Origin of the sequence: Legionella londiniensis (assembly GCF_001467825.1) — a bacterium.
Classification (GTDB): domain Bacteria; phylum Pseudomonadota; class Gammaproteobacteria; order Legionellales; family Legionellaceae; genus Legionella_A; species Legionella_A londiniensis.
This window is the reverse complement of sequence record NZ_LNYK01000010.1, coordinates 37132-57865: the sequence shown is the minus strand read 5'-3', so window position 1 is coordinate 57865 and position 20734 is coordinate 37132. Positions and strand designations below refer to the sequence as shown.

Sequence of the window (20734 nt, the reverse complement as noted above, 5' to 3'; positions counted from 1 at the left end):
CGAATGCGACATGAACATGCAATCTAAATACAAGCGATATTGGTTTCTAACAGCCATTTTGTTTCCTGCCGTTGTGTATGCAGGAATGAGCGGTACCCATCTTGATCCGGTCGCGCCTGTTATTCTATGGGTTACCTTAATTTTTCTTTTTGGAATCATGGGCCGTTATTTTGCTCAGCGGCTTAACCAGCCAGGCGTTCTTGGCGAATTGGTGATGGGCGCGTTAGTCGGCAATCTTTGTTATTTTTTTGGGATGAATCTTGCTGTTATTTTGCGGGAAGGATCAGCAATTTTTAATATTATGCCGGATATGCTGCATGGGGTGGCGCTTCCTGAAGCCATCAAAATCAGCATCGCTAACAGCCATTACGCGGCGGAAGTGGCAACTGCCTTAAGCGGTTCCAACGCAATTGATTTGATTAAAACTGCATATATTGTTGATATTTTGTCCCGTTATGGCGTTATCTTTTTATTATTTATGGTGGGACTTGAAACTTCTGTCGAGGAGCTGAAACATACCGGTCGGGAGTCCATGCAGGTTGCTATTATAGGTGTGGTTGCCCCAATTATTCTTGGGCTGCTGACGATGTATATCCTTGCTCCTAACTCTACCTTTAAAGCAGATTTGTTTGTTGCTGCCACGCTTTCTGCTACCAGCGTAGGCATCACGGCGCGCGTTCTTAAAGAATTAAAAAAACTGCGGACTCGTGAGGCGAGGACCATTCTTGGTGCGGCAATGCTCGATGATATTCTGGGGCTGGTCATATTGGCCATAGTCAGCAGTATTGTGATAAGCGATGTCGTTGATTTGATGCAGGTAGCACAAATTATCATTTCTGCCATACTCTTTTTTTCTTTTTCATTGCTCATCGGGCCATGGGTTTTGCAACGGGCGGTGCAATATTTTCAATTCCTTGAAATTTGGGAAGTGAAATTATTTATTTCTTTTGTTTTTGTCATGCTTCTTGCCTGGCTTGCAACATTAGTGCAGCTTGCAACTATTATTGGTGCATTTGCCGCAGGCATTATCATTCATGATGGATTCTTTGAGCGGGAAAAAGATCATAAAAATGCCTTAAGTATTAAAGATCTGGTAGCGCCCCTGGAGTTCGTTTTGGCTCCTCTCTTTTTTATGCTCATTGGCATCCAGGTGAAAATAGAATTATTTTTCGATTGGCATGTGTTGTTAATGGCCAGTGGATTGATTGCTGCAGCCATTATTGGAAAATTATTAAGCGGGATAGGGGCAAACTCTCGTGATGACCGTTTTTTAATTGGAATGGGCATGGTTCCAAGGGGAGAGGTGGGATTGGTCTTTGCATCGATTGGGAGGTCGATAGGCGTTATTTCTGATCAGCTTTTTTCTGCGATTATTTTGATGGTGATGGTGACAACATTATTGGCTCCTCCCTGGCTTAAGTCACGCTATGGCAAAAAGAAGAGGAAACGCGATGCTTCCTGAAAAAAAACATATAATCGCTGAAATTCGCGAGGCTTTGGCTGAAGACATTGGAACCGGTGATGTAACTGCCTTGTTATTGCCCAGGGAACTGACCGTTACCGCTAAAATCATTTCCCGCGAAGCAATGCTTATATGCGGCATACCCTGGGTTGAGGCGGTCTTTGCGGAAATTGATCCTGAAATTGAACTCTCCTGGCAGGTTCGGGAGGGGTGCTTTCTGTCTGAACCTACAACACTTTGCCTCTTGCGCGGTAATGCTCGAAGTCTGTTGACAGCAGAGCGTACCGCACTGAATTTTATGCAAATGCTTTCTGCGACTGCCACTCAGACTTATCGTTTTCTTGAATGTTTAAAAGGGTATAAAACACGCTTGCTGGACACACGAAAAACATTGCCTGGTTTGCGAATGGCACAAAAATATGCAGTAGCCTGCGCAGGCGGGCTTAACCACCGCTTTGGTTTGTACGATGCTTTTCTAATTAAGGAAAATCATATCAAGGCGTGCGGTTCTATCAAGCGTGCTGTGGCAAAAGCAAAAGAAATACGAAGTGATCTTTTGATTGAAGTTGAAGTTGAAACACTGGAAGAATTTGAAGAGGCCTTATCCGCCAGGCCGCATCGCATCTTACTGGATAATTTCAGCCTTGATATGATAAAAAAGGCAGTCGCAATGAATCAGCCAAAGAACTGCGAGCTTGAGGCATCAGGCGGTATTCATCTGGAAACTGTATCCCAATTTGCAGAAACTGGAGTGGATTATATCTCTGTTGGCAGCATCACTAAATCCATAAAAGCCATCGACCTAAGCTTGCTGGTAGAATGACATGAATAAAAAAATTGTTTTAACAGGCGGCGGTACCGCAGGGCATGTAAATCCTAATATTGCCTTGATTGAAACACTACAGCAGCGCGGTTGGCAGGTTGAATATGTTGGATCAAAAGACGGCATTGAAAAAGAGATGATTTCCGCAATTCATATACCATACCATGCTGTGAGTTCAGGTAAGCTTCGTCGCTATTTCAGCTGGCAAAACTTTCAAGATCCCTTAAAAATTTTTCTTGGCATCATCCAGTCCTGGCGGTTGCTGCAACGATTAAAGCCCGATGTTGTATTTTCTAAAGGCGGGTTTGTTGCTTTCCCCGTCGTTGTTGGCGCCTGGTTAAACCGTATTCCTATAATTGCACATGAATCAGACATAACCCCGGGACTTGCAAATCGGTTGAGCTTTCCTTTTGTTGATAAAATTTGTCTGACCTTTGCCGCTGCAAAGAAACATTTTAAGAATATGCAGAAAGTTGAAATCACGGGTACACCGTTACGACAAGCTCTATTCTCAGGCAAAAAAGAAAACGGGCTTAGCCGCTGCCATTTTAACAATCAAAAGCCCTGTCTCCTGGTCATTGGGGGAAGTCAGGGAGCAAAATTATTAAATCTCTGTGTTCGCGAGGCAATAGACACCCTTTGCGAGCGCTTTCAGGTGATCCATCTCTGCGGCCGCGGGAAAGTTGATCCTGATTATTATGAAAAAACAGGTTATTATCAGCTTGAATATGCCGCGGAAGAACTGGCTGATTTTTTTGCGGCCAGTGATGTGGTGATTTCTCGCGCTGGCGCCAACGCGCTTTATGAAATACTGGCATTACAGAAACCTCACGTTCTGGTTCCGCTTTCTTCCAGCGTCAGCCGGGGCGATCAGGTGCAAAATGCCTGTTACTTTCAACAACAGGGGATCAGTCGGGTTATTAATGAAACAGAATTAGCAGCAGATACACTTTTGCAAGCTATTGACGAGGTTTATCAAAACAGGGAAGCAATTACTGCTAAAATTAAAAGTCTCCAGATTGATTCTGCGTCAAACCAAATTATCGGAATCCTTGAGGAAACTGTGCATGCCAAATCAAAGCGCTATGTATGAATTCATAAACAAGGAATGGGAGGAAAATATTATCCCAAACCTTTGCGAATTTATAAAAATACCCAATAAGTCACCGCATTTTGACATAGACTGGCATCAGCATGGACATATGAATAAGGCAGCAGAGCATCTTGCTGCCTGGTGCAGGGCAAATTCAGTTGAGGGGATGAAGCTCGATGTCCTGCGCCTTGAGGGCAGAACGCCGCTTATTTTAATAGATATTCCCGGACAATCGAATGACACAGTTTTATTATACGGCCACATGGACAAGCAACCTGAAATGGAAGGCTGGCACGATGGTTTAGGCCCCTGGAGTCCCGTTCTCAAAGAGGGACGCTTATATGGAAGGGGCAGCGCCGATGATGGATATGCTGTCTACTCGGCGTTGACAGCTATTCGCGCTTTAAAAACACACCATCTTTCTCATGACCGATGCGTGATCATCATTGAAGGCAGCGAAGAAAGCGGCAGCTGCGATCTGCCCCATTATATCAAGCAATTTAGAGATATAATCGGCGAGCCAAAACTGGTTATCTGCCTTGACTCAGGAGCCGGTAATTATGAACAGCTTTGGATAACTACCTCGCTGCGGGGTAATGTTGTAGGCGAATTGTCTGCCGCCTTGATTTCAGAGGGGGTTCATTCAGGCAGCGCAAGCGGTATTGTTGCCGACAGTTTCAGGGTCATCAGGCAGTTAATCAGCCGTCTTGAAAATCAGGAAACCGGGGAAATCATTCTCGATGAATTATATTGCGAGATTCCTCCGCAGCGCGTGAATGAGGCTGCAAAATGTGCTGAAGTTTTGGGCGACGCAGTATTTACTGCATTTCCGCTGCACGAGGGAGTTAAACCTTTGGATTCAGATTGTCAGCAATTGATTTTAAATCGCACGTGGAGACCTTATTTGGCCGTAACCGGCGCCAATGGCCTTCCTCCTGTCGCTGATGCCGGTAATGTCTTAAGACCATACACGAGCGTCAAACTGTCCATGCGATTACCGCCCTTGGTTGATGCTGAAAAAGCAGCGCAGGTAATGCAAAAAGTGCTGACCGGGGATCCGCCCTATCAGGCAAAAATTTCCTTTCATATCACAGATAGCGCAGAAGGATGGCATGCGCCTTTAATGGCCAAGTGGCTGCAAAAAGCCATTTTTGACTCATCAATGAAATACTTTAATAAACCCCCTGTTTACATGGGGGAAGGCGGCACTATCCCATTTATGGCAATGCTTGGCAAGCAGTTTCCTAAAGCCCAGTTTATGATTACCGGCGTTTTGGGCCCCCATTCCAATGCACATGGCCCGAATGAATTTCTGCACTTGGATATGGCAAAAAAAATCACGGCCTGTATATCCGATGTTCTCCACCAACAATTTTTGCATAAAGACCTTGAGTGAATACAAAAACTCGACATTCAGGACATTTCATGGTTTAATTTTTTAAGTTCCTGAAAGAAAACAGGAACTTGAATTTAAGTCCAATCTAAAATAAGGAAATTTTCATGAAAGCAATCGTCTTGTCTCTTTTTATTGCATTGTGTACTCCTGTCTTATGTGCAGCCGCTACGGAGCCTGCGGCCAGCTCGTCTCAAGTTTCCTCAGCTAAAATTAACATTAATCAGGCAGATGCAAAAGCGCTCGCGCATTCCTTTAAAGGAATAGGAAAAAAGCGTGCGGAAGCCATAGTCCAGTATCGCAATGAACATGGCCCTTTCAAATCACTTGAAACGTTGGCTCGCGTCCATGGTTTGGGTGAAAAGTTTGTCAAAGCGCATCTGGTTGAACTCGAAGCGGTCTTTGCGGTAGAATAGTTCGATTTCAGAGGGTTCAATTTGGAGCATTAACTGAGTTAATGCATTAGCCAGGATTATTTCGATATTCTGCGTCCAGCATGCCTCTCGTCCAACGTTCGTTTAATCTTTCTCCTATCTTTTTTCTCCTTCTGCAGGAGAAAAGCGGTAAGAGGCTCGATGGGATAAAATTAAACGAATGTTGTATTCAGTATATAGTCATTTTTTATTCTAGAAATTCTTGCTAAAGATCAGTCGATTTTTATCCAAAATTGAGTTAAAGTGCACACCAAAAAAAAGAGGAAACAGAACACATGTTCAGGAAGTTGAGAGGTATATTCTCCAATGATTTGTCAATTGATCTTGGGACGGCTAACACGCTGATTTATGTGCGGGACAAAGGCATCGTACTTAATGAGCCTTCTGTTGTGGCTCTGCGCAATGAGTCTGGTCAAAAGCGGGTTGCAGCCGTAGGGTTGGAAGCAAAACGAATGCTGGGTCGAACGCCTGGCAATATCAATGCCATAAGGCCGATGAAGGATGGCGTGATCGCGGATTTTTTTGTAACAGAAAAAATGCTTCAGCATTTTATTCATAAGGTTCATGAAAATCGCTTTTTACGGCCAAGCCCCAGGGTGCTGGTGTGTGTGCCTTGTGGTTCAACACAAGTTGAAAGGCGCGCTATTCGTGAGTCTGCCATGGGGGCTGGTGCGCGTGAAGTATTTTTAATAGAAGAACCGATGGCCGCGGCCCTGGGTTCTGGTATGCCGGTTGAGGAAGCCAGCGGCTCGATGGTCGTCGATATTGGCGGCGGAACCACAGAAGTGGCAATTATCTCTTTAAGCGGAATTGTTTATCACCAATCTGTCCGCATTGGAGGTGACAAGTTTGATGATGCTATTGTATCTTACGTTCGCCGTAATTACGGTACTCTGATTGGCGAAACCACCGCAGAACGTATCAAACATGAAATTGGCTCCGCATTTCCCAGCCGCGATTTATTCGAAATTGAAGTGCGCGGAAGAAACTTGGCTGAAGGTGTTCCCCGCAGTTTTACGTTAACCAGCGCTGAAATTTTGGAAGCCTTGCAGGAACCACTATCCGGGATTGTAGGCGCTGTGAGAGCTGCTCTGGAGCTGGCCCCTCCTGAGCTTGCTGCGGATATAGCTGAACGCGGCATGGTGCTGACAGGCGGCGGAGCATTGTTAAAAAATATGGACACTTTGCTTATGGAAGAAACCGGCTTGCCGGTACTTGTTGCAGAAGATCCCCTGACTTGCGTGGCAAGAGGCGGTGGCAAAGCGTTGGAAACCATGGATTTGCGCGGCGGTGATTTCCTTTCAACCGAATAATTCACGTAACCGGCTTTTTACGCACGGCAAGCACGCAACTTTAAGTTTCGTGCTTGCCGTGGTTTTGTCGTTTACGGTCATGATTGCAGATTTTCATTACCGTTATCTTGATGGACTGAGATGCGGCGTGTCGCTATTTGTTGCCCCGCTGCAGTATGCAGTTGACTATCCAGTGCGTATTATTAGCTGGGTGCGTTCTATGGTCGGCAGCAAAAAGGCATTAATTGATGAAAATATGCACCTTCGTTATTTACAGACCATGCTTGAGGCGCAATTGCAGAAACTGCGGGTGATTCGTAATGAAAATTCCCAGTTAAAAGAATTGCTGCTGGCGACGGCAAATCAAAATATTCAAGCGATGGCTGCGGAGATTCTGGCCGTAGATACGAGCTCATCCCGACAATTGCTTGTGCTCAATAAGGGTAAACGTGATGGGGTTTTCCCGGGGCAGCCTGTACTTGATGCAAAAGGCGTTATGGGTCAAATTATTGATGTCGGCACGATGACCAGCACGGTCTTATTAATTTCCGATTCCAAAAGCGCCGTGCCTGTGCGAAACAACCGCACTGGTGAACGTGCGATTCTCGTTGGAACAAACAATATCAGTGAATTGTCACTGATTAATCTTCCAAAAACGTCCTCCATTGTTGAAGGTGATCTCTTGGTTACTTCCGGTTTGGGTCGGCGCTATCCGGAAGGATATCCGGTTGGCCGGGTTAGGGAAATAAAAAATATACCGGGCGAAGAGTTTATCATTGTGAATGTAGAGCCGATTGCGATGCTCAACCGCAACCGCTTGGTACTGTTATTATGGCAGGGAGAAGAACATGCAAAGCTGAGCGAAGAAATCAATGAACGGATTAAAGTTCAGGATGAGACGCATGACTGATCGGGACTATGTATGATTTTTTTAAAACCGCGCTTTTTATTACTGCTCTCCCTCAGTTTTGTTCTGGCTATTATTCCCTTGCCGGAATTTCTTGGGGATTTAAGGCCGTCATGGGCGTTTATATTGGTTCTTTATCTTCAATTTTTTATGCCCCAATATTTTAACGTCGCGGCAGTATTTTTAATTGGATTGTGTCTTGATGTTTTACTCGTGACAACGCTTGGCGAACATGCCTTTTCAATGCTTTTGACGACCTGGCTTGCCGCAAGCAAAGCGCGCCGGTTTAGCTTTTTTTCCCCGACTCAGCAAATTATTCTTGTAGGCTTTTTTTGTTATGTATATCAATTCTTGCTTATTATACTGGATGCCTTCCAGGGGTATCATTATGAGTTTTGGCCCGGTTTATGCCGCGCTGCAATGACTATGTTGTTGTGGCCCTGGTTTAAAAGCCTGGCTGATAAAATCCTTTTGCCGAAACTATTTGTTCATCCGTAAGGGTTCGGAATGAAAAATTCTGTTTCGCATGCTATGATGACCCACTTTAACAGACAAAGAGGTTCTAATGATGTTTGATAAGATACAAGTACCCCGTGAAGGCGAAGCAATCACATTAAACTCTAATTCAACACTCAATGTTCCAGAGCAACCAATTATTCCATATATTGAAGGTGATGGGATAGGTGTTGATGTAAGTCCCGTCATGATCCAGGTTGTCGATGCGGCAGTAAAAAAGGCCTATGAAGGTAAAAGAAAAATCTCCTGGATGGAAATTTATGCTGGAGAGAAAGCAGTTAAAGTTTATGGCAAGGATAAGTGGCTGCCAGATGAGACGTTACAGGCAATTAAGCAATTTCTCGTATCCATAAAAGGCCCTCTTACTACCCCTGTGGGCGGCGGGATTCGTTCTTTAAACGTAACCATTCGCCAGGAACTTGATCTTTATGTCTGCCTGCGGCCTGTGCGCTATTTTTCCGGTACGCCAAGTCCAGTAAAAGAACCCTGGAATACAGATATAGTCATTTTCCGTGAAAATTCTGAAGATATCTATGCAGGTATTGAATGGCAAGCCGACAGTAAGGAAGCCAATAAAGTCATTCGGTTTTTACAGGAAGAGATGGGCGTCAAAAAAATCCGCTTTCCAGAGCACTGCGGCATCGGCATTAAACCTGTATCTAAAGCAGGGACTTCAAGGCTAGTTAAGGCGGCAATCCAATATGCTATTGATAACAACCGTGATTCGGTAACTCTCGTCCACAAAGGTAACATTATGAAGTTTACTGAAGGCGCCTTTAAAGAATGGGGATATCAGGTTGCCAAGGATGATTTTGATGCTGTTGAATTTGAGGGCGGGCCTTGGCTTGAAGTTAAAAACCCCAAAAATGGCCAATCCATTATCATTAAAGATGTTATTGCCGATGCTTTTTTGCAGCAAATTTTATTGCGGCCTGAAGAATACAGTGTCGTTGCAACGCTGAATCTGAACGGTGACTATATTTCGGATGCCCTGGCAGCTCAAGTGGGTGGTATTGGAATTGCACCCGGAGCTAATATGAGTGATAGCGTTGCCGTATTCGAAGCAACACATGGAACGGCACCAAAATATGCCGGACAAAATAAAGTCAATCCAGGCTCGATTATTTTATCTGCAGAAATGATGCTTCGTCATCTTGGCTGGAAGGAAGCAGCTGACTTAATCATTCAAGGCGTTGAAGGAGCCATTCAGGCAAAGACAGTAACTTATGATTTTGCGCGCTTAATGGAGGATGCAACTTGTGTGAGTTGCTCAGGTTTTGGTGAAGCCGTTATCAGTCATATGTAAATTTAAAAAGGGCATGGCCTGGTTAGCCGTGCCCAACTCAAAATCATCCTCAAGATAAAACTCTAACAACCCCTCCCATCCCTTCTTGCACCCGGATATATGATTCAGAAATGTTTAAAATATAATCATAGCACATCCAGATTGATTTTTTAAATTTAAACAAGTTGTTATATATTTTTTCATAATCACTTCAAATATTTTAAACATGTATGCGTTTTCTTATGAAGTTTAGGGTATATTTACTGGCTAAATTCATCTTGAAAGTCTATAAATTTAATAAAGGGTGTTTGTCATGAGTAGGTGGTATTTGGGGGAAATTGTAGAGCATAAGACCGCGGAATCTAAAGCCGCTCCGGCTCTTAAAGAACCCAGAAAATATAAGGTCATTTTACTGAATGACGATTATACCCCAATGGATTTTGTAGTTGAGGTATTGAGACGATTTTTTCATTTTAATGAAGAAACCGCAGTACAGGTGATGCTACAGGTACATTTCCAAGGACGCGGTGTTTGCGGCAGATTTACACGGGATATAGCCGAAACCAAAGTAGCCCTGGTCAACGATTACGCCAGGAAAAATGAACATCCATTGCTATGCAGCATGGAACCGGATTGAAGCATTGCTGGATAGGAGGAGCAGCGACCATGTTAAACAAAGAGCTTGAATTCACCTTAAATCTGGCTTTTAAAGAAGCAAAAGAAAAACGTCATGAATTTATGACGGTAGAACATTTGCTCTTATCGCTGCTTGACAATCCAGCAGCAGGAAATGTGCTGCAGGCTTGCGATGCTAATATTGAAGCCTTGCGCCGTGATTTAACTGAATTTATTGATGAAACAACGCCGAGAATCCCCGAAGATGAGATGGACAGGGAAACACAGCCGACGCTTGGTTTTCAGCGTGTTCTGCAGCGGGCAGTTTTCCACGTGCAGTCTGCAGGTAAAACTGAAGTAAGCGGGGCTAATGTATTGGCGGCTATATTCAGTGAGCAAGAGAGTCAGGCTGTCTATTTCCTGCGCCGAGAAAACATCACAAGGCTTGATGTGATCAATTACATATCTCACGGGGTTTCCAAATATCAGAATAATGATTTGCAGGACAATATGAATTCGGCTATGGATGAAGATATGATGACTGCCGAGGGTAATGAGTCTCCCTTGGAAAGCTATTGTATGAATCTCAACAAGCGCGCCAGAATGGGTAAAATCGACCCCCTAATCGGACGCAATGAAGAAATTCAGCGTACTATTCAAGTTTTATGCCGTAGGCGAAAAAACAATCCCCTGCTGGTTGGTGAAGCCGGCGTTGGAAAAACCGCGATTGCAGAAGGCCTTGCCCGCCGAATTGTAGACGGCCAAGTCCCAGAAGCCATTAAAAAATGTGTTGTTTATTCTCTGGATTTAGGGGCGCTTTTGGCTGGAACAAAATACCGGGGAGATTTTGAAAAACGTCTGAAAGCTGTGTTAAAACAGCTTGGCGAACATGATGGCGGAATTCTATTTATCGATGAAATTCATACCATCATCGGAGCAGGGGCAGCTTCCGGCGGTGTGATGGATGCTTCAAATTTAATTAAGCCTCTCTTGGCCAACGGTGAATTGAAATGCATTGGTTCGACAACCTATCAGGAGTATCGTGGAATTTTTGAGAAAGACCGTGCCTTAGCCAGGCGTTTCCAAAAAATTGATATCTCAGAACCGAGCGTTGATGAGACATTTGAAATTTTAAAAGGGCTTAAAGGAAGGCTTGAGTCACATCACAATGTTAAGTTTACGATTCCAGCGCTTCGTGCTGCCGCAGAGTTATCGGCAAAATACATCAACGATCGCTTTTTACCGGATAAAGCCATTGATGTGGTCGATGAGGCTGGCGCATATCAGAATTTATTATCTGCGAATAAACGTAAGAAAATCATCAGTGTGACTGAAATTGAAAATGTGGTTGCTAAAATTGCAAGGATTCCGCTCAAAAAAGTTTCAGCGCGTGACAAAGATACCCTTCGCAACCTGGAACGAGATTTAAAATTGTTGGTTTACGGACAAGATGATGCCATAACGGCATTGGCATCGGCTATTAAATTAGCCCGTTCAGGTCTCAGGGAGCCGCAAAAACCTGTTGGCTGTTTTCTCTTTGCAGGTCCCACAGGAGTCGGTAAAACAGAAGTAACCCGACAATTGGCAAACGTTTTGGGGATTGAATTATTGCGCTTTGATATGTCTGAGTACATGGAAAAACACACGGTTTCTCGTTTAATTGGCGCACCTCCTGGCTATGTGGGATATGATCAGGGAGGTTTGTTGACTGAAGCGGTTACCAAAAACCCTCACTCAGTGGTATTGCTTGATGAAATTGAAAAGGCTCACCCTGATGTGTTCAATCTTTTATTGCAAATCATGGATCATGGCACATTAACCGATACAAACGGCCGGCAGGCAGATTTCAGGCACGTGATTTTGGTCATGACCAGTAATGCTGGTGCCCAGGAAATCAGCAGAAACTCTATTGGCTTTTCTCAGCAGGATAACAGCGATGACGGGATGGCAGCGATTAAACGTCAATTCAGCCCGGAATTTAGAAACCGCCTGGATGCCATCATCAACTTCACGGCACTGGATGTAAAAACCATTGGACTTGTCGTCGACAAGTTTATCATGGAACTTGAAGAACAACTGAGTAATAAAGGCGTGACGTTTAAGGTTGAGCAACCTGCACGGGAGTGGTTGATTGAACACGGCTACAACAAAACCATGGGCGCACGCCCAATGGCACGCCTTATCCAAGATAATGTTAAAAAACCTTTGGCTGAAGAGTTACTCTTTGGAAAATTAACCAATGGCGGCCATGTGATTTTGAAAATGAAAGACGGCAAACTCTATTTTGAAACCTACAGCCACCGCGAAGGAGTGCCGAACTAGCCTGAGGCTGGCTCTATCGTGGAAAGCTTACATTTCAAGTGTGGTTCGGCTAAAATGAACCCTATTTAGATGTTAAAATGATAAAAAGACATGCTGAGTGTCATTATAATTGCCAAAAATGAAGAGTTGAATATTAGACGCTGTCTAGAGTCAGTAAGCTTTGCAGGTGAAATCATTGTTCTGGATTCAGGCAGTAGCGATAGCACGGTGCAAATCGCTAAAGAATATACAGATAAAGTATACGAAACAGATTGGCAGGGATATGGGGTTCAAAAACAACGTGCCCTGGCTTATGCCTCAGGGGAATGGGTTTTAAATCTAGATGCCGACGAATCGGTTGATGAATTGCTTAAAAATGCTATTGAAAAAGCCATTCAATCCAATAAGGCAGATGCTTACCGCATCCCAATCCGTATGTATTTTTATAACAAGGCTTTGCGATACTCTTCAAGTCCCAAACGGCATATCCGCTTATTCAAACGACAGGGTGCAAGATACAGCCATGATATTGTCCATGAAAAAATTATTCTGCCAAAGGATGCAAGAATCGGTAAAATCAGTACGCCCATCCGCCATCATTCCTTTCGTGATTTAAGTCACGCGCTTTACAAGCTAAACCGGTATTCTTCTTACAGCGCAAAAATACGCATTAAGGAAAAAAAGAAAATCAGCTTTACTAAAACTGCTGTTGGAACCGTGTGGATGTTTTTTCGCTGCTTTGTATTGCAAAGGGGATTTCTTGATGGGAAAGAAGGGTTTATTTTTGCGGTGATGAATGCTCAGGGGACGTTGTATCGTGGATTGAAGCAACTCTATCCTGATCACTTGATTGATGAATTGCCTGACGTGGAGGATAAGAAAGCATGATGTCAGCTCAGCAAAGGATTTTGCAAACAGCTTCTTTTCAAACCTTGATAACAGCATCTCTCGGGCTTTTGTTTTTGGCTTTGCCCATCAGCTCCACAGCAAAAAGTATTTTTTTAGTCTCTTCAGTTATTCTCGTTTTATCTTGGCCTGCTCATCGGGAGCAATTACGCGATGTTTTTTCCCATGGCTGGTGCAAGGCTGCGTTATTTTTATTTTTTATAGCGCTTATTGCCTGCCTGTGGAGTCCTGCTTTATACAGCGAAAGGATACTGGTGCTTGAAAAATACAGTAAATTATTGTTTCTTCCCATCCTTGCTGTTGGCTTTCGTGATGAGAACACAAGAAAATACGCGCTCAATGCTTTTTTATTGGCGATGACCATAACCGCACTTGTTTCAATTTATAAATATTGGAGTGTTTCCCCATTTGGTATTGACGATCCCGGTCATGTATTTCGTAACCATATCATGACAGGTTATATGATAGCGTTTTCTGCTTATCTGTCCCTGTTATTAGCCTTTCGCCAAGCAGGAAGAAATCGCCTCATTTATGGATTGCTGTTTGGTTTATTCAGTTATCAGATTTGGTTTGTGAATACGGGGCGTACGGGGTATGTCATTTATCTTATTCTTCTCATCTTGTTCATTGTGCAATTTTTTTCGTGGAGGCAAGGTCTGCTTGTTCTTTTGATATCCTGTTCTTTACTGGCAATCATTTACTATGAACATCCTGGCATACAAACCAGAGTTGAACAGATAGTCGAAGATTTGCAAAGTTATAGCCAGAATCAAAAAGACACATCAGTAGGGTATCGATTACAGTTTCATTCTTTTGCCAGGCAATTATTTATGCACCAGCCCTATTGGGGTAATGGAACCGGTAGTTTTACTTATTTATTCAGCGAATTGAAACCCGTGCCTTCATGGGATAGAAGGCTTCTTGAGCCTCATAGTTTTTACTGGCTTGTTGCTGCGGAATTTGGCCTTGTTGGAATTTCTGCCTTGCTGTTTTTCTTTGCCAGTTTACTGGCAGCTGCTTATCGACTGGATACTATGAGAGCAATGGCATTTGCTATTCTTTTGCCGTTTATGGCGGGGAACCTGTCTGATTCTTTACTGTTTTATTCAGGCTCAGGTTATTTCTTTATTTTATTTATGGCATTATGCTTGGGAGAGGCTCTTGGGCGGCAAAAAAAATTGCAGGAGGGAGCAAATCGACAGGCGTAAGCCTCAAAAAGCGAGCTTTAGCTGCTCCCAATACTGATTATAAAGTGTCGCGGTTTTATCCCCCACGTCGCGTTGAAAATAACCTTTTTTCAGAATTTCTTCTGAGGGATAGACCACTTGGTTTTGGCTAATCGCTTTCGGCAGTAATGCCTTGCCCTTCCGGTTCGTGATGGCATGGCCTTCTTTTAGCGCGACTTTCGCTGCAATATCACCGCGCAGTAAAAAATTAATGAATTGGTAGGCCTCTATCGGATGAGGTGGATTTTTGGGAATTGCAAGGCAATCAATCCAGATAACAAATCCATCTTTAGGATAAACAAACTGAACTTGCTTATTTTCCTGATTAGCCTTAAAAGCATCTCCATTCCAGGCAGATCCGGCTATTGCATCTTCATCAATCATAATTGCCATCACGCTTTCGCTGGCAAAAAGCTTAATATTGGGAACCAGGGTCAATAATTTTAAGTAAGCTTTGTGAATATGGGCAGGTGTTTTATCATTGGGATGATAACCAAGACTTAAGAGAGCTATGGAAAATACTTCACGGGGGTCATCTAATAATAAAAGTTTATTTTTCCAGCGCCGATCCCATAGGTCGCCCCAATATTCAGGAGGATTTTGAACCCGGTCCTTGTTATAAAAAATTCCCGTAGCACCCCAGATGAAAGGTACACTGTATTGGTTGCCTCTATCAAATTCGTTCGTTGTAAAAAAAGGTTCGAGATTACTGATATTTGGCAGTTTTTCATGGTTCAATTCAGTGAGCATGCCTTGTTTTTTCATGCGCTCGACATAATATCCTGAAGGAAGGATCACATCATATGGGTTTTTTCTGCTTGCTTTTAATTTGGCAAACATTGTCTCATTGCTGTCGTAGGTAGAAAAGTTCACGTGAATGCCGGTTTCTTTCTCAAATTGATGAATAACCTTTTTGGGAATTTCGCCGCCCCAAACATAGACGTTAACAATTTTTTCTGCATGAAGGGGATTGGCAAGGAAAGCCAGCAATATCAGGCTAAAAAAACAGCTCTTCATAATAGCTCATCACCAGAAAGTTGATTCTGGGGAAAGTACTTAAGTCTCATATTGATTTCCTTGTTAGCTGATGAGCCGTGACAACCAGAGCCATTGAGATAAAAAATGTTATGGAACACAGTGCATTTAGTTCTGGCGTGACTCCTGCTCGTACTAAAGAAAAAATTGTAAGCGGCAGAATGTTATAATCTGGTCCTGCCACAAAGTAACTGATAATGACATCATCGAAAGATAAAGTAAAACAGAGCAAAAAGGCGCTCATGACGGCAGGCCATAATAAGGGCAATAACACTTTCACCAAAGCGGTCAATCGGCTTGCGCCCAGGTCCAGTGCGCAAAAATAAATATTGGCATCCAGGGTGTGGATACGGCTATTGATGGTTAACACGACAAATGGGATGCAAAAAGTAATGTGTGCGATCAATAAGCTGAAAAAACCTAATGGAATGGACATCACATTAAAAAATATCAGAAGTGCCACGCCCAACACCAAGTCAGGAATGATGATGAGAAGCAGTAAAATTGCAAACAGAGAACGCCTGTGCCGGCTCCCATATAAAAATAAGTGGACACATGCCAGTAAGCCGAGAATTGATGCAATAAGAGAAGCGCTCAATCCTAAAAAAACCGAATTTAAAAAGGCGGACCAAAGTTCATAATCATGAAAGAGTTCAATATACCAACGAAATGAAAAGCCTTTCCACTGCAGAGAAAATTTGGCCTGGTTCACTGAAAAGACAACCAGCACTAAAATCGGAAAATAGAGTAAGCCATAAACCGCAGCCAGGTATGTTTTTTGCAAAAACGATTTCAATGAATCATCTCCCTGCTATGCCTGCGATAGAATAACAGCAGTAACAATAATAATGCAGTTAATACAGTGCTGGTCGCGGCACCCTGTGGCCAGTTTTCTAATACTAAAAACTGGCTTTGAATCATGTTGCCGAGCAAAATGGATCTCGCACCGCCCAAAATGTTTGGGATGTAAAATAATGTCATGGCAGGCAGCATAACCAACAGGCATCCTGAAATAATTCCTGGTGCCGTATTGGGCAAAAATACCCGAAAAAAGATAGACCATTTGTTTGCGCCCAGATCTTTAGCGGCTTCGATTAGACGAAAATCAAACCGCTCCATATTGGTAAAGATTGGCAAAACCATAAAAGGAAAAAGGTTATATACGAGTCCGCTGAGAACCGCAAAATTGGTATAAAGCAAGGTAAGAGGCTCACTGATAAGGTGTAGCTTAAGCAAAATAGTATTCAAAATACCCTTGAATTTTAGTATGGCCATAAGCGCATAAGTGCGGACAAGCGAGCTTGTCCAGAAAGGAATGATGATTAAGATCAATAATGCGGATTGATGTTTTGATTTCACCAGCAAATAACTGAATGGATAAGCGAGCAATAAACAAAAAAAGGTCGTTACTGCGGCCATTAAGGCAGAGCGCAGGAAGACTTTACCAAAAACAGGAGATAACAAATTATAATAATTTTCCAGTGTAAAAGGCAGGGAAACAAGATGCTTCGGATCTTTCGTCAGAAAGCTTGCAAACAAGATCAAACCAAACGGAAGCAAGCTGAATACAATAAGCCATATGTAGATAAAATAAATTGACCAAGGCCTAGTTTTCATAAGGCAATAACACTTCCCAGCCAGAGAACCAATGCACCCATACACTCTCATTGAGGGTGTATTCCAATTTATCATCATCTTCATCAAAAAACTCTGAGGCGTTGATGATTTTGCCTGATGTGAGCTGAACCTTCAGGTCAACAGTTGAGCCTTTATAAATAATATCGACGATTTTTCCAGGCAACATTCCTGCGGGATCTGAAACCTCATGCGGTTCCCAGACGCGAATGTCCTCCGGGCGAATCATTAAATGAACCTTGTCCCCGACTTGAAAACCGCCTGAGTTTTTGCATTGAAACGGAATAGATTCTATTTCAGTCCATAGGCTGTCGTCTGTTAATGCTTTGACTTCAATATCAAATATATTGGCTTCTCCGATAAAACCGGCAACATATAAATTGCTTGGTGTTTCATAAACCTCTCGTGGAGTTCCGATTTGTTCGATGTGCCCATGATTAAATATGACAATGCGATCAGACATGGACAGCGCTTCTTCCTGATCATGAGTAACAAAAATGAATGTCATGTTCAGGGTTTTTTGCAATTGCTTCAGATCATATTGCATGGCTTTTCGCAAGCGATAATCCAGAGAGCTTAACGGTTCATCAAGCAATAAAACCTGAGGGCGGTTAATAATTGCCCGTGCTATGGCAACTCGTTGTTGCTGGCCGCCGCTTAATTGTTTTATTCTTCGTTGAGAAAAAGCCTCAAGACGAACCAATTTCAACGCTTCATCAACACGGGTGATGATTTCATCCTCGGCCACGCCCTTGCAGCGCAAGGCAAAAGCTACATTCTCAAAGACAGAGAGATGGGGAAACAAGGCATAACTTTGAAATACCGTATGAACATCCCGTTTTTGTGGAGGCAGGTGATTAACACATTGCCCATTAATCAATATACGGCCAGATGAAGGTTGTTCAAAACCCGATATCATGCGCAGAAGGGTTGTCTTTCCACAACCTGAAGGGCCGAGTAGAGTTAAAAACTCGCCTGCATAAACCGACAAAGAAATGTTGTCCAATATGGCAGCAGATCCATATGACTTGTTAAGTTGTTGAATTTCAATGAGAGGTTTTGGCATTTTCAGTTTAAAAGAAATTACAACGTATGAAATTCAGACGTTGCTCTATAGGGTTTAAAAAGGATGCGATTATGATGGTTCGCACATAAGTTGTCCAGTATAGTGAAAGAATTTTAGTCTATATCTTTAAAAAAATTACGCAGGTTTACATACAGGATAGCCAGGAAGATTACCAGGCCGCCACTCGCTCTTCAAAAGTCTGTAAACTGCAGACTTCAGAGACGCCGCCGTTGTTACAGATAACCAGGCCGGATCGTATATCGGTGGTTAGAACGCCGCCTTTCCATAAACAGCAACCCTCAAGCTTTTGTAAATCCATCACTGCATGACGCGTGCAATAGCAGGAAGAATAATAACCGTTTTTGCACACAAAGCGTCCGGCAGAAGAGTCGCAGTAATGTATGCCTCCCATATTTTCACAGCAGCCCGGACAGGAGCTATATTGAGGCGGTGTGGGCTTTGGGCAGGGGTTCGTGCAGTAATCATTGACACAGGAATTCTGTGCTGATGCGGCAAGCGCCGCAAGCAATAAGAAGAATACAGGCAAACGTAAAAGTCGCATTGTTAACCTTTTTGTTAGGATTAAATTTAGGATATCACATACATCCGGCAAATCAATTTTTAGCGAACAGTTATCAGTGCTCCTCTAATAATGCCTTATCAGACGATTCCAAATCTACAGATTCTATTTTTTGGAATCGCTGGGTAATTTTTTTTGCAGATGTGTTCACTTCACTGACATCCTGATGGGCCAGATCAATATGCTTGGATAATTTATCCATGCGTTTTTCAAAACGTTGAAAATCATCAGCCAATGAGTGGAGATGTTTTTGAATAATATGGACTTGTTTACGGGTGGCATCATCTTTTAAGACTGCTTTGGCAGTGGTCAGTACTGCCATTAAAGTGCTGGGCGATACAATCCAGACTTTCAAACGCTGAGCGAGACTGACGATTTCGGGATAATTGGCGTGCACTTCTGCAAAAATGGCTTCTGCCGGAAGAAACATGACGGCGCCATCGCTAGTTTCATTGGGAACAATATATTTTTCAGCAATATCTTTAATATGTTTTTGTAAATCCTGTCGAAACTGCTGCTGCAATGATTTTTTTTCAGTTACGCTGATATCAGCGTTCATCAATTTTTGATAAGTTTCCAAAGGAAATTTCGCATCAATTACGACATTTCCTGTAGGTTCTGGCAGAAACAAAATACAGTCTGCCCTTTTTTGATTGCTTAAGGTGTATTGCATCGCATAATGTGTTTTCGGAAGCACATTGGCGATCAAAGTGGATAACTGCACTTCGCCAAACGCACCCCGGGCGCGTTTATCCACCAAGACATCTTGAAGGCTTACCACGTGGGTTGATAATTCAGTAATTTTTTTCTGCGCCTCATCAATAATGGTCAGGCGGCGAACAACATCAGTGAAAGTAGTCGAAGTTTTTTCAAATCCTTCAGTCAGGCGATGGTTAACCTGCTGCGTGAGCGCTTGCAGATGATTGCGGATTTCTTCGGTCAGGGCATGCAGATGGGAACTTAAAGCATTGGCATGCTGCTTAAAGCTATGGTTTATTTGTTCACGAACGTCCGTCATCTGGCGCTGCATTGTTTCAGCAATGAGTTGCTGGCTGGTCAGATGGCCTTGGGAGATTTTCTCATAAACTGCCTGTTGGTTGCTCAGGTAGGCATTTTGTACATCCAGTTGCAGCTGATGAAGCGTTGCAGTCAATATTTGCTGAACGCGGCTTTGCCGCAAAAGAAGAAAAACAAGAATCATAAGTTGCAGAAATAAGCCGGTAATGAGCAGTATGCCAATAAGATTTAAGTTGATCATAAAAAATAGCGTTCATTGAAATTCATCAGTATACCCCGGCAAATAATAAGCGCACAGCCCCTAACTGCGCCGTTCAAAAAGCATCCAATAAACGAGTGAACCCAATACCATTCCGAGTACAAAATATAAAGGATCTGGATTGCCGGTGGAAAGAGCAGTGATCGATGGACCAGGACAGTAGCCTGTGGAACCCCAACCTATACCGAAGATAATGCTGCCAATAATGAGGCCTTTTGTAATATTGGTTTTTTGAGGGATATGAAACACTTGCTCGAGAACCGGTTTTTTTGTTTTAAAAACCATCTGATACCCAATGAAAGCTGTGATAAGAGCCGTAATCATGACAACCAGCAAGGTTGGATCCCATGGCCCAAAAAAATCCAGGAAATTCAAAATCTTATATGGGTTTGTCATATTGGATATACTGAGTCCGGTTCCGAAGATCATCCCTGTAAAAAAAGCGGCTATTGAGCGGTTCATGATTAATAAACCCCTATGATGTGTCTGAAGACTATTGTTGTAATAACAGCGGATATAAAAAAAGTAAGGGTTGCAACGATGGAGCGTGCGGATAAACGGGCAATGCCGCAAATGCCGTGCCCTGCAGTACAACCATGCCCCATACGCGTTCCAAAGCCAACACAAAAACCGCCCAGCAACAAAATCATAACTGGATAATGGGTACGTAAGGAAAATTGAATGGCTGGAAACATCTGAAAAGATAACCCGCCGACAAGAAGGCCAAGAATAAAAGCAATGCGCCAGTATTCAGTTTTTTTTCCTGGAGGGCAAAGACCATGGACCATCCCGCTCACGCCTGCTATGCGGCCGTTCAACCACATCAGCAAAACCGCGCTAAGTCCTATTAAAAATCCTCCAATCAGGCCTTTATATGGGGTAAACATTG

General features: G+C 43.1%; 21 protein-coding genes. 13 read left to right on the top strand and 8 right to left on the bottom strand.

Annotated elements, in window-relative coordinates; all coding sequences use genetic code 11:
• Positions 1 to 10: 10 nt before the first annotated feature.
• The 13 genes from Llon_RS03140 to Llon_RS03080 all read left to right on the top strand — a co-directional run bounded on the left by Llon_RS03140 (position 11) and on the right by Llon_RS03080 (position 14235).
• A complete protein-coding gene (locus tag Llon_RS03140) occupies positions 11 to 1462 on the top strand; it encodes a cation:proton antiporter (protein ID WP_237758246.1) in 1452 nt (483 codons plus the stop codon).
• On the top strand, positions 1452 to 2285 hold the full coding sequence (gene nadC, locus Llon_RS03135) for a carboxylating nicotinate-nucleotide diphosphorylase (protein WP_058528618.1): 834 nt from the start codon (positions 1452 to 1454) through the stop codon (positions 2283 to 2285). The genes Llon_RS03140 and nadC overlap by 11 nt, the downstream gene beginning before the upstream one ends.
• A gap of 1 nt (position 2286) precedes the next feature.
• The gene (locus tag Llon_RS03130; RefSeq protein ID WP_058528617.1) at positions 2287 to 3378 is read left to right on the top strand and encodes an undecaprenyldiphospho-muramoylpentapeptide beta-N-acetylglucosaminyltransferase; all 1092 of its coding nucleotides are present in this window, start codon (positions 2287 to 2289) and stop codon (positions 3376 to 3378) included.
• A complete protein-coding gene (locus Llon_RS03125) occupies positions 3353 to 4774 on the top strand; it encodes a M20 family metallopeptidase (RefSeq protein ID WP_058528616.1) in 1422 nt (473 codons plus the stop codon). The genes Llon_RS03130 and Llon_RS03125 overlap by 26 nt, the downstream gene beginning before the upstream one ends.
• Positions 4775 to 4878: 104 nt before the next feature.
• A complete protein-coding gene (locus Llon_RS03120; protein ID WP_058528615.1) occupies positions 4879 to 5187 on the top strand; it encodes a ComEA family DNA-binding protein in 309 nt (102 codons plus the stop codon).
• Positions 5188 to 5480: 293 nt separating this feature from the next.
• The gene (locus tag Llon_RS03115; protein ID WP_058528614.1) at positions 5481 to 6518 is read left to right on the top strand and encodes a rod shape-determining protein; all 1038 of its coding nucleotides are present in this window, start codon (positions 5481 to 5483) and stop codon (positions 6516 to 6518) included.
• Complete coding sequence (gene mreC / locus Llon_RS03110) at positions 6496 to 7407, top strand: rod shape-determining protein MreC (protein ID WP_058528613.1); 912 nt, start codon at positions 6496 to 6498, stop codon at positions 7405 to 7407. The genes Llon_RS03115 and mreC overlap by 23 nt, the downstream gene beginning before the upstream one ends.
• Positions 7408 to 7419: 12 nt before the next feature.
• Complete coding sequence (gene mreD / locus Llon_RS03105) at positions 7420 to 7902, top strand: rod shape-determining protein MreD (RefSeq protein WP_058528612.1); 483 nt, start codon at positions 7420 to 7422, stop codon at positions 7900 to 7902.
• A 67-nt stretch (positions 7903 to 7969) separates the two neighbouring features.
• A complete protein-coding gene (gene icd / locus Llon_RS03100; protein ID WP_058528611.1) occupies positions 7970 to 9226 on the top strand; it encodes an NADP-dependent isocitrate dehydrogenase in 1257 nt (418 codons plus the stop codon).
• Between the two features lie 292 nt (positions 9227 to 9518).
• Complete coding sequence (clpS, locus tag Llon_RS03095) at positions 9519 to 9842, top strand: ATP-dependent Clp protease adapter ClpS (protein ID WP_058528610.1); 324 nt, start codon at positions 9519 to 9521, stop codon at positions 9840 to 9842.
• A gap of 29 nt (positions 9843 to 9871) precedes the next feature.
• A complete protein-coding gene (clpA, locus tag Llon_RS03090; RefSeq protein WP_058528683.1) occupies positions 9872 to 12142 on the top strand; it encodes an ATP-dependent Clp protease ATP-binding subunit ClpA in 2271 nt (756 codons plus the stop codon).
• 90 nt (positions 12143 to 12232) lie between these two features.
• On the top strand, positions 12233 to 13009 hold the full coding sequence (locus Llon_RS03085) for a glycosyltransferase family 2 protein (RefSeq protein WP_058528609.1): 777 nt from the start codon (positions 12233 to 12235) through the stop codon (positions 13007 to 13009).
• Positions 13006 to 14235: an O-antigen ligase family protein gene (locus Llon_RS03080; protein ID WP_058528608.1), complete on the top strand. Its 1230-nt coding sequence runs from the start codon at positions 13006 to 13008 to the stop codon at positions 14233 to 14235. The genes Llon_RS03085 and Llon_RS03080 overlap by 4 nt, the downstream gene beginning before the upstream one ends.
• 3 nt (positions 14236 to 14238) lie before the next feature.
• Here the strand turns inward: Llon_RS03080 and Llon_RS03075 are convergent, their stop codons facing one another.
• The 8 genes from Llon_RS03075 to Llon_RS03040 all read right to left on the bottom strand — a co-directional run bounded on the left by Llon_RS03075 (position 14239) and on the right by Llon_RS03040 (position 20732).
• Positions 14239 to 15270 (bottom strand): ABC transporter substrate-binding protein, encoded by a 1032-nt coding sequence (locus tag Llon_RS03075; protein WP_058528607.1) that lies wholly within the window; start codon positions 15268 to 15270, stop codon positions 14239 to 14241.
• Positions 15271 to 15316: 46 nt separating this feature from the next.
• Positions 15317 to 16084, bottom strand: coding sequence for an ABC transporter permease subunit (locus Llon_RS03070; protein ID WP_058528606.1), 768 nt, complete (start codon positions 16082 to 16084; stop codon positions 15317 to 15319).
• The gene (locus Llon_RS03065) at positions 16081 to 16905 is read right to left on the bottom strand and encodes an ABC transporter permease (protein ID WP_058528605.1); all 825 of its coding nucleotides are present in this window, start codon (positions 16903 to 16905) and stop codon (positions 16081 to 16083) included. Before Llon_RS03065 ends, Llon_RS03070 begins: the two co-directional genes overlap by 4 nt.
• On the bottom strand, positions 16895 to 17989 hold the full coding sequence (gene potA / locus Llon_RS03060) for a spermidine/putrescine ABC transporter ATP-binding protein PotA (protein ID WP_058528604.1): 1095 nt from the start codon (positions 17987 to 17989) through the stop codon (positions 16895 to 16897). The genes Llon_RS03065 and potA overlap by 11 nt, the downstream gene beginning before the upstream one ends.
• A 169-nt stretch (positions 17990 to 18158) precedes the next feature.
• Positions 18159 to 18551, bottom strand: coding sequence for a hypothetical protein (locus tag Llon_RS03055; protein WP_058528603.1), 393 nt, complete (start codon positions 18549 to 18551; stop codon positions 18159 to 18161).
• 73 nt (positions 18552 to 18624) lie between these two features.
• Positions 18625 to 19827 (bottom strand): DNA recombination protein RmuC, encoded by a 1203-nt coding sequence (locus Llon_RS03050; RefSeq protein WP_058528602.1) that lies wholly within the window; start codon positions 19825 to 19827, stop codon positions 18625 to 18627.
• 60 nt (positions 19828 to 19887) lie between these two features.
• Positions 19888 to 20307: a DUF6691 family protein gene (locus Llon_RS03045; protein ID WP_058528601.1), complete on the bottom strand. Its 420-nt coding sequence runs from the start codon at positions 20305 to 20307 to the stop codon at positions 19888 to 19890.
• 2 nt (positions 20308 to 20309) lie between these two features.
• On the bottom strand, positions 20310 to 20732 hold the full coding sequence (locus Llon_RS03040) for a YeeE/YedE family protein (protein WP_237758245.1): 423 nt from the start codon (positions 20730 to 20732) through the stop codon (positions 20310 to 20312).
• Positions 20733 to 20734 lie beyond the last annotated feature (2 nt).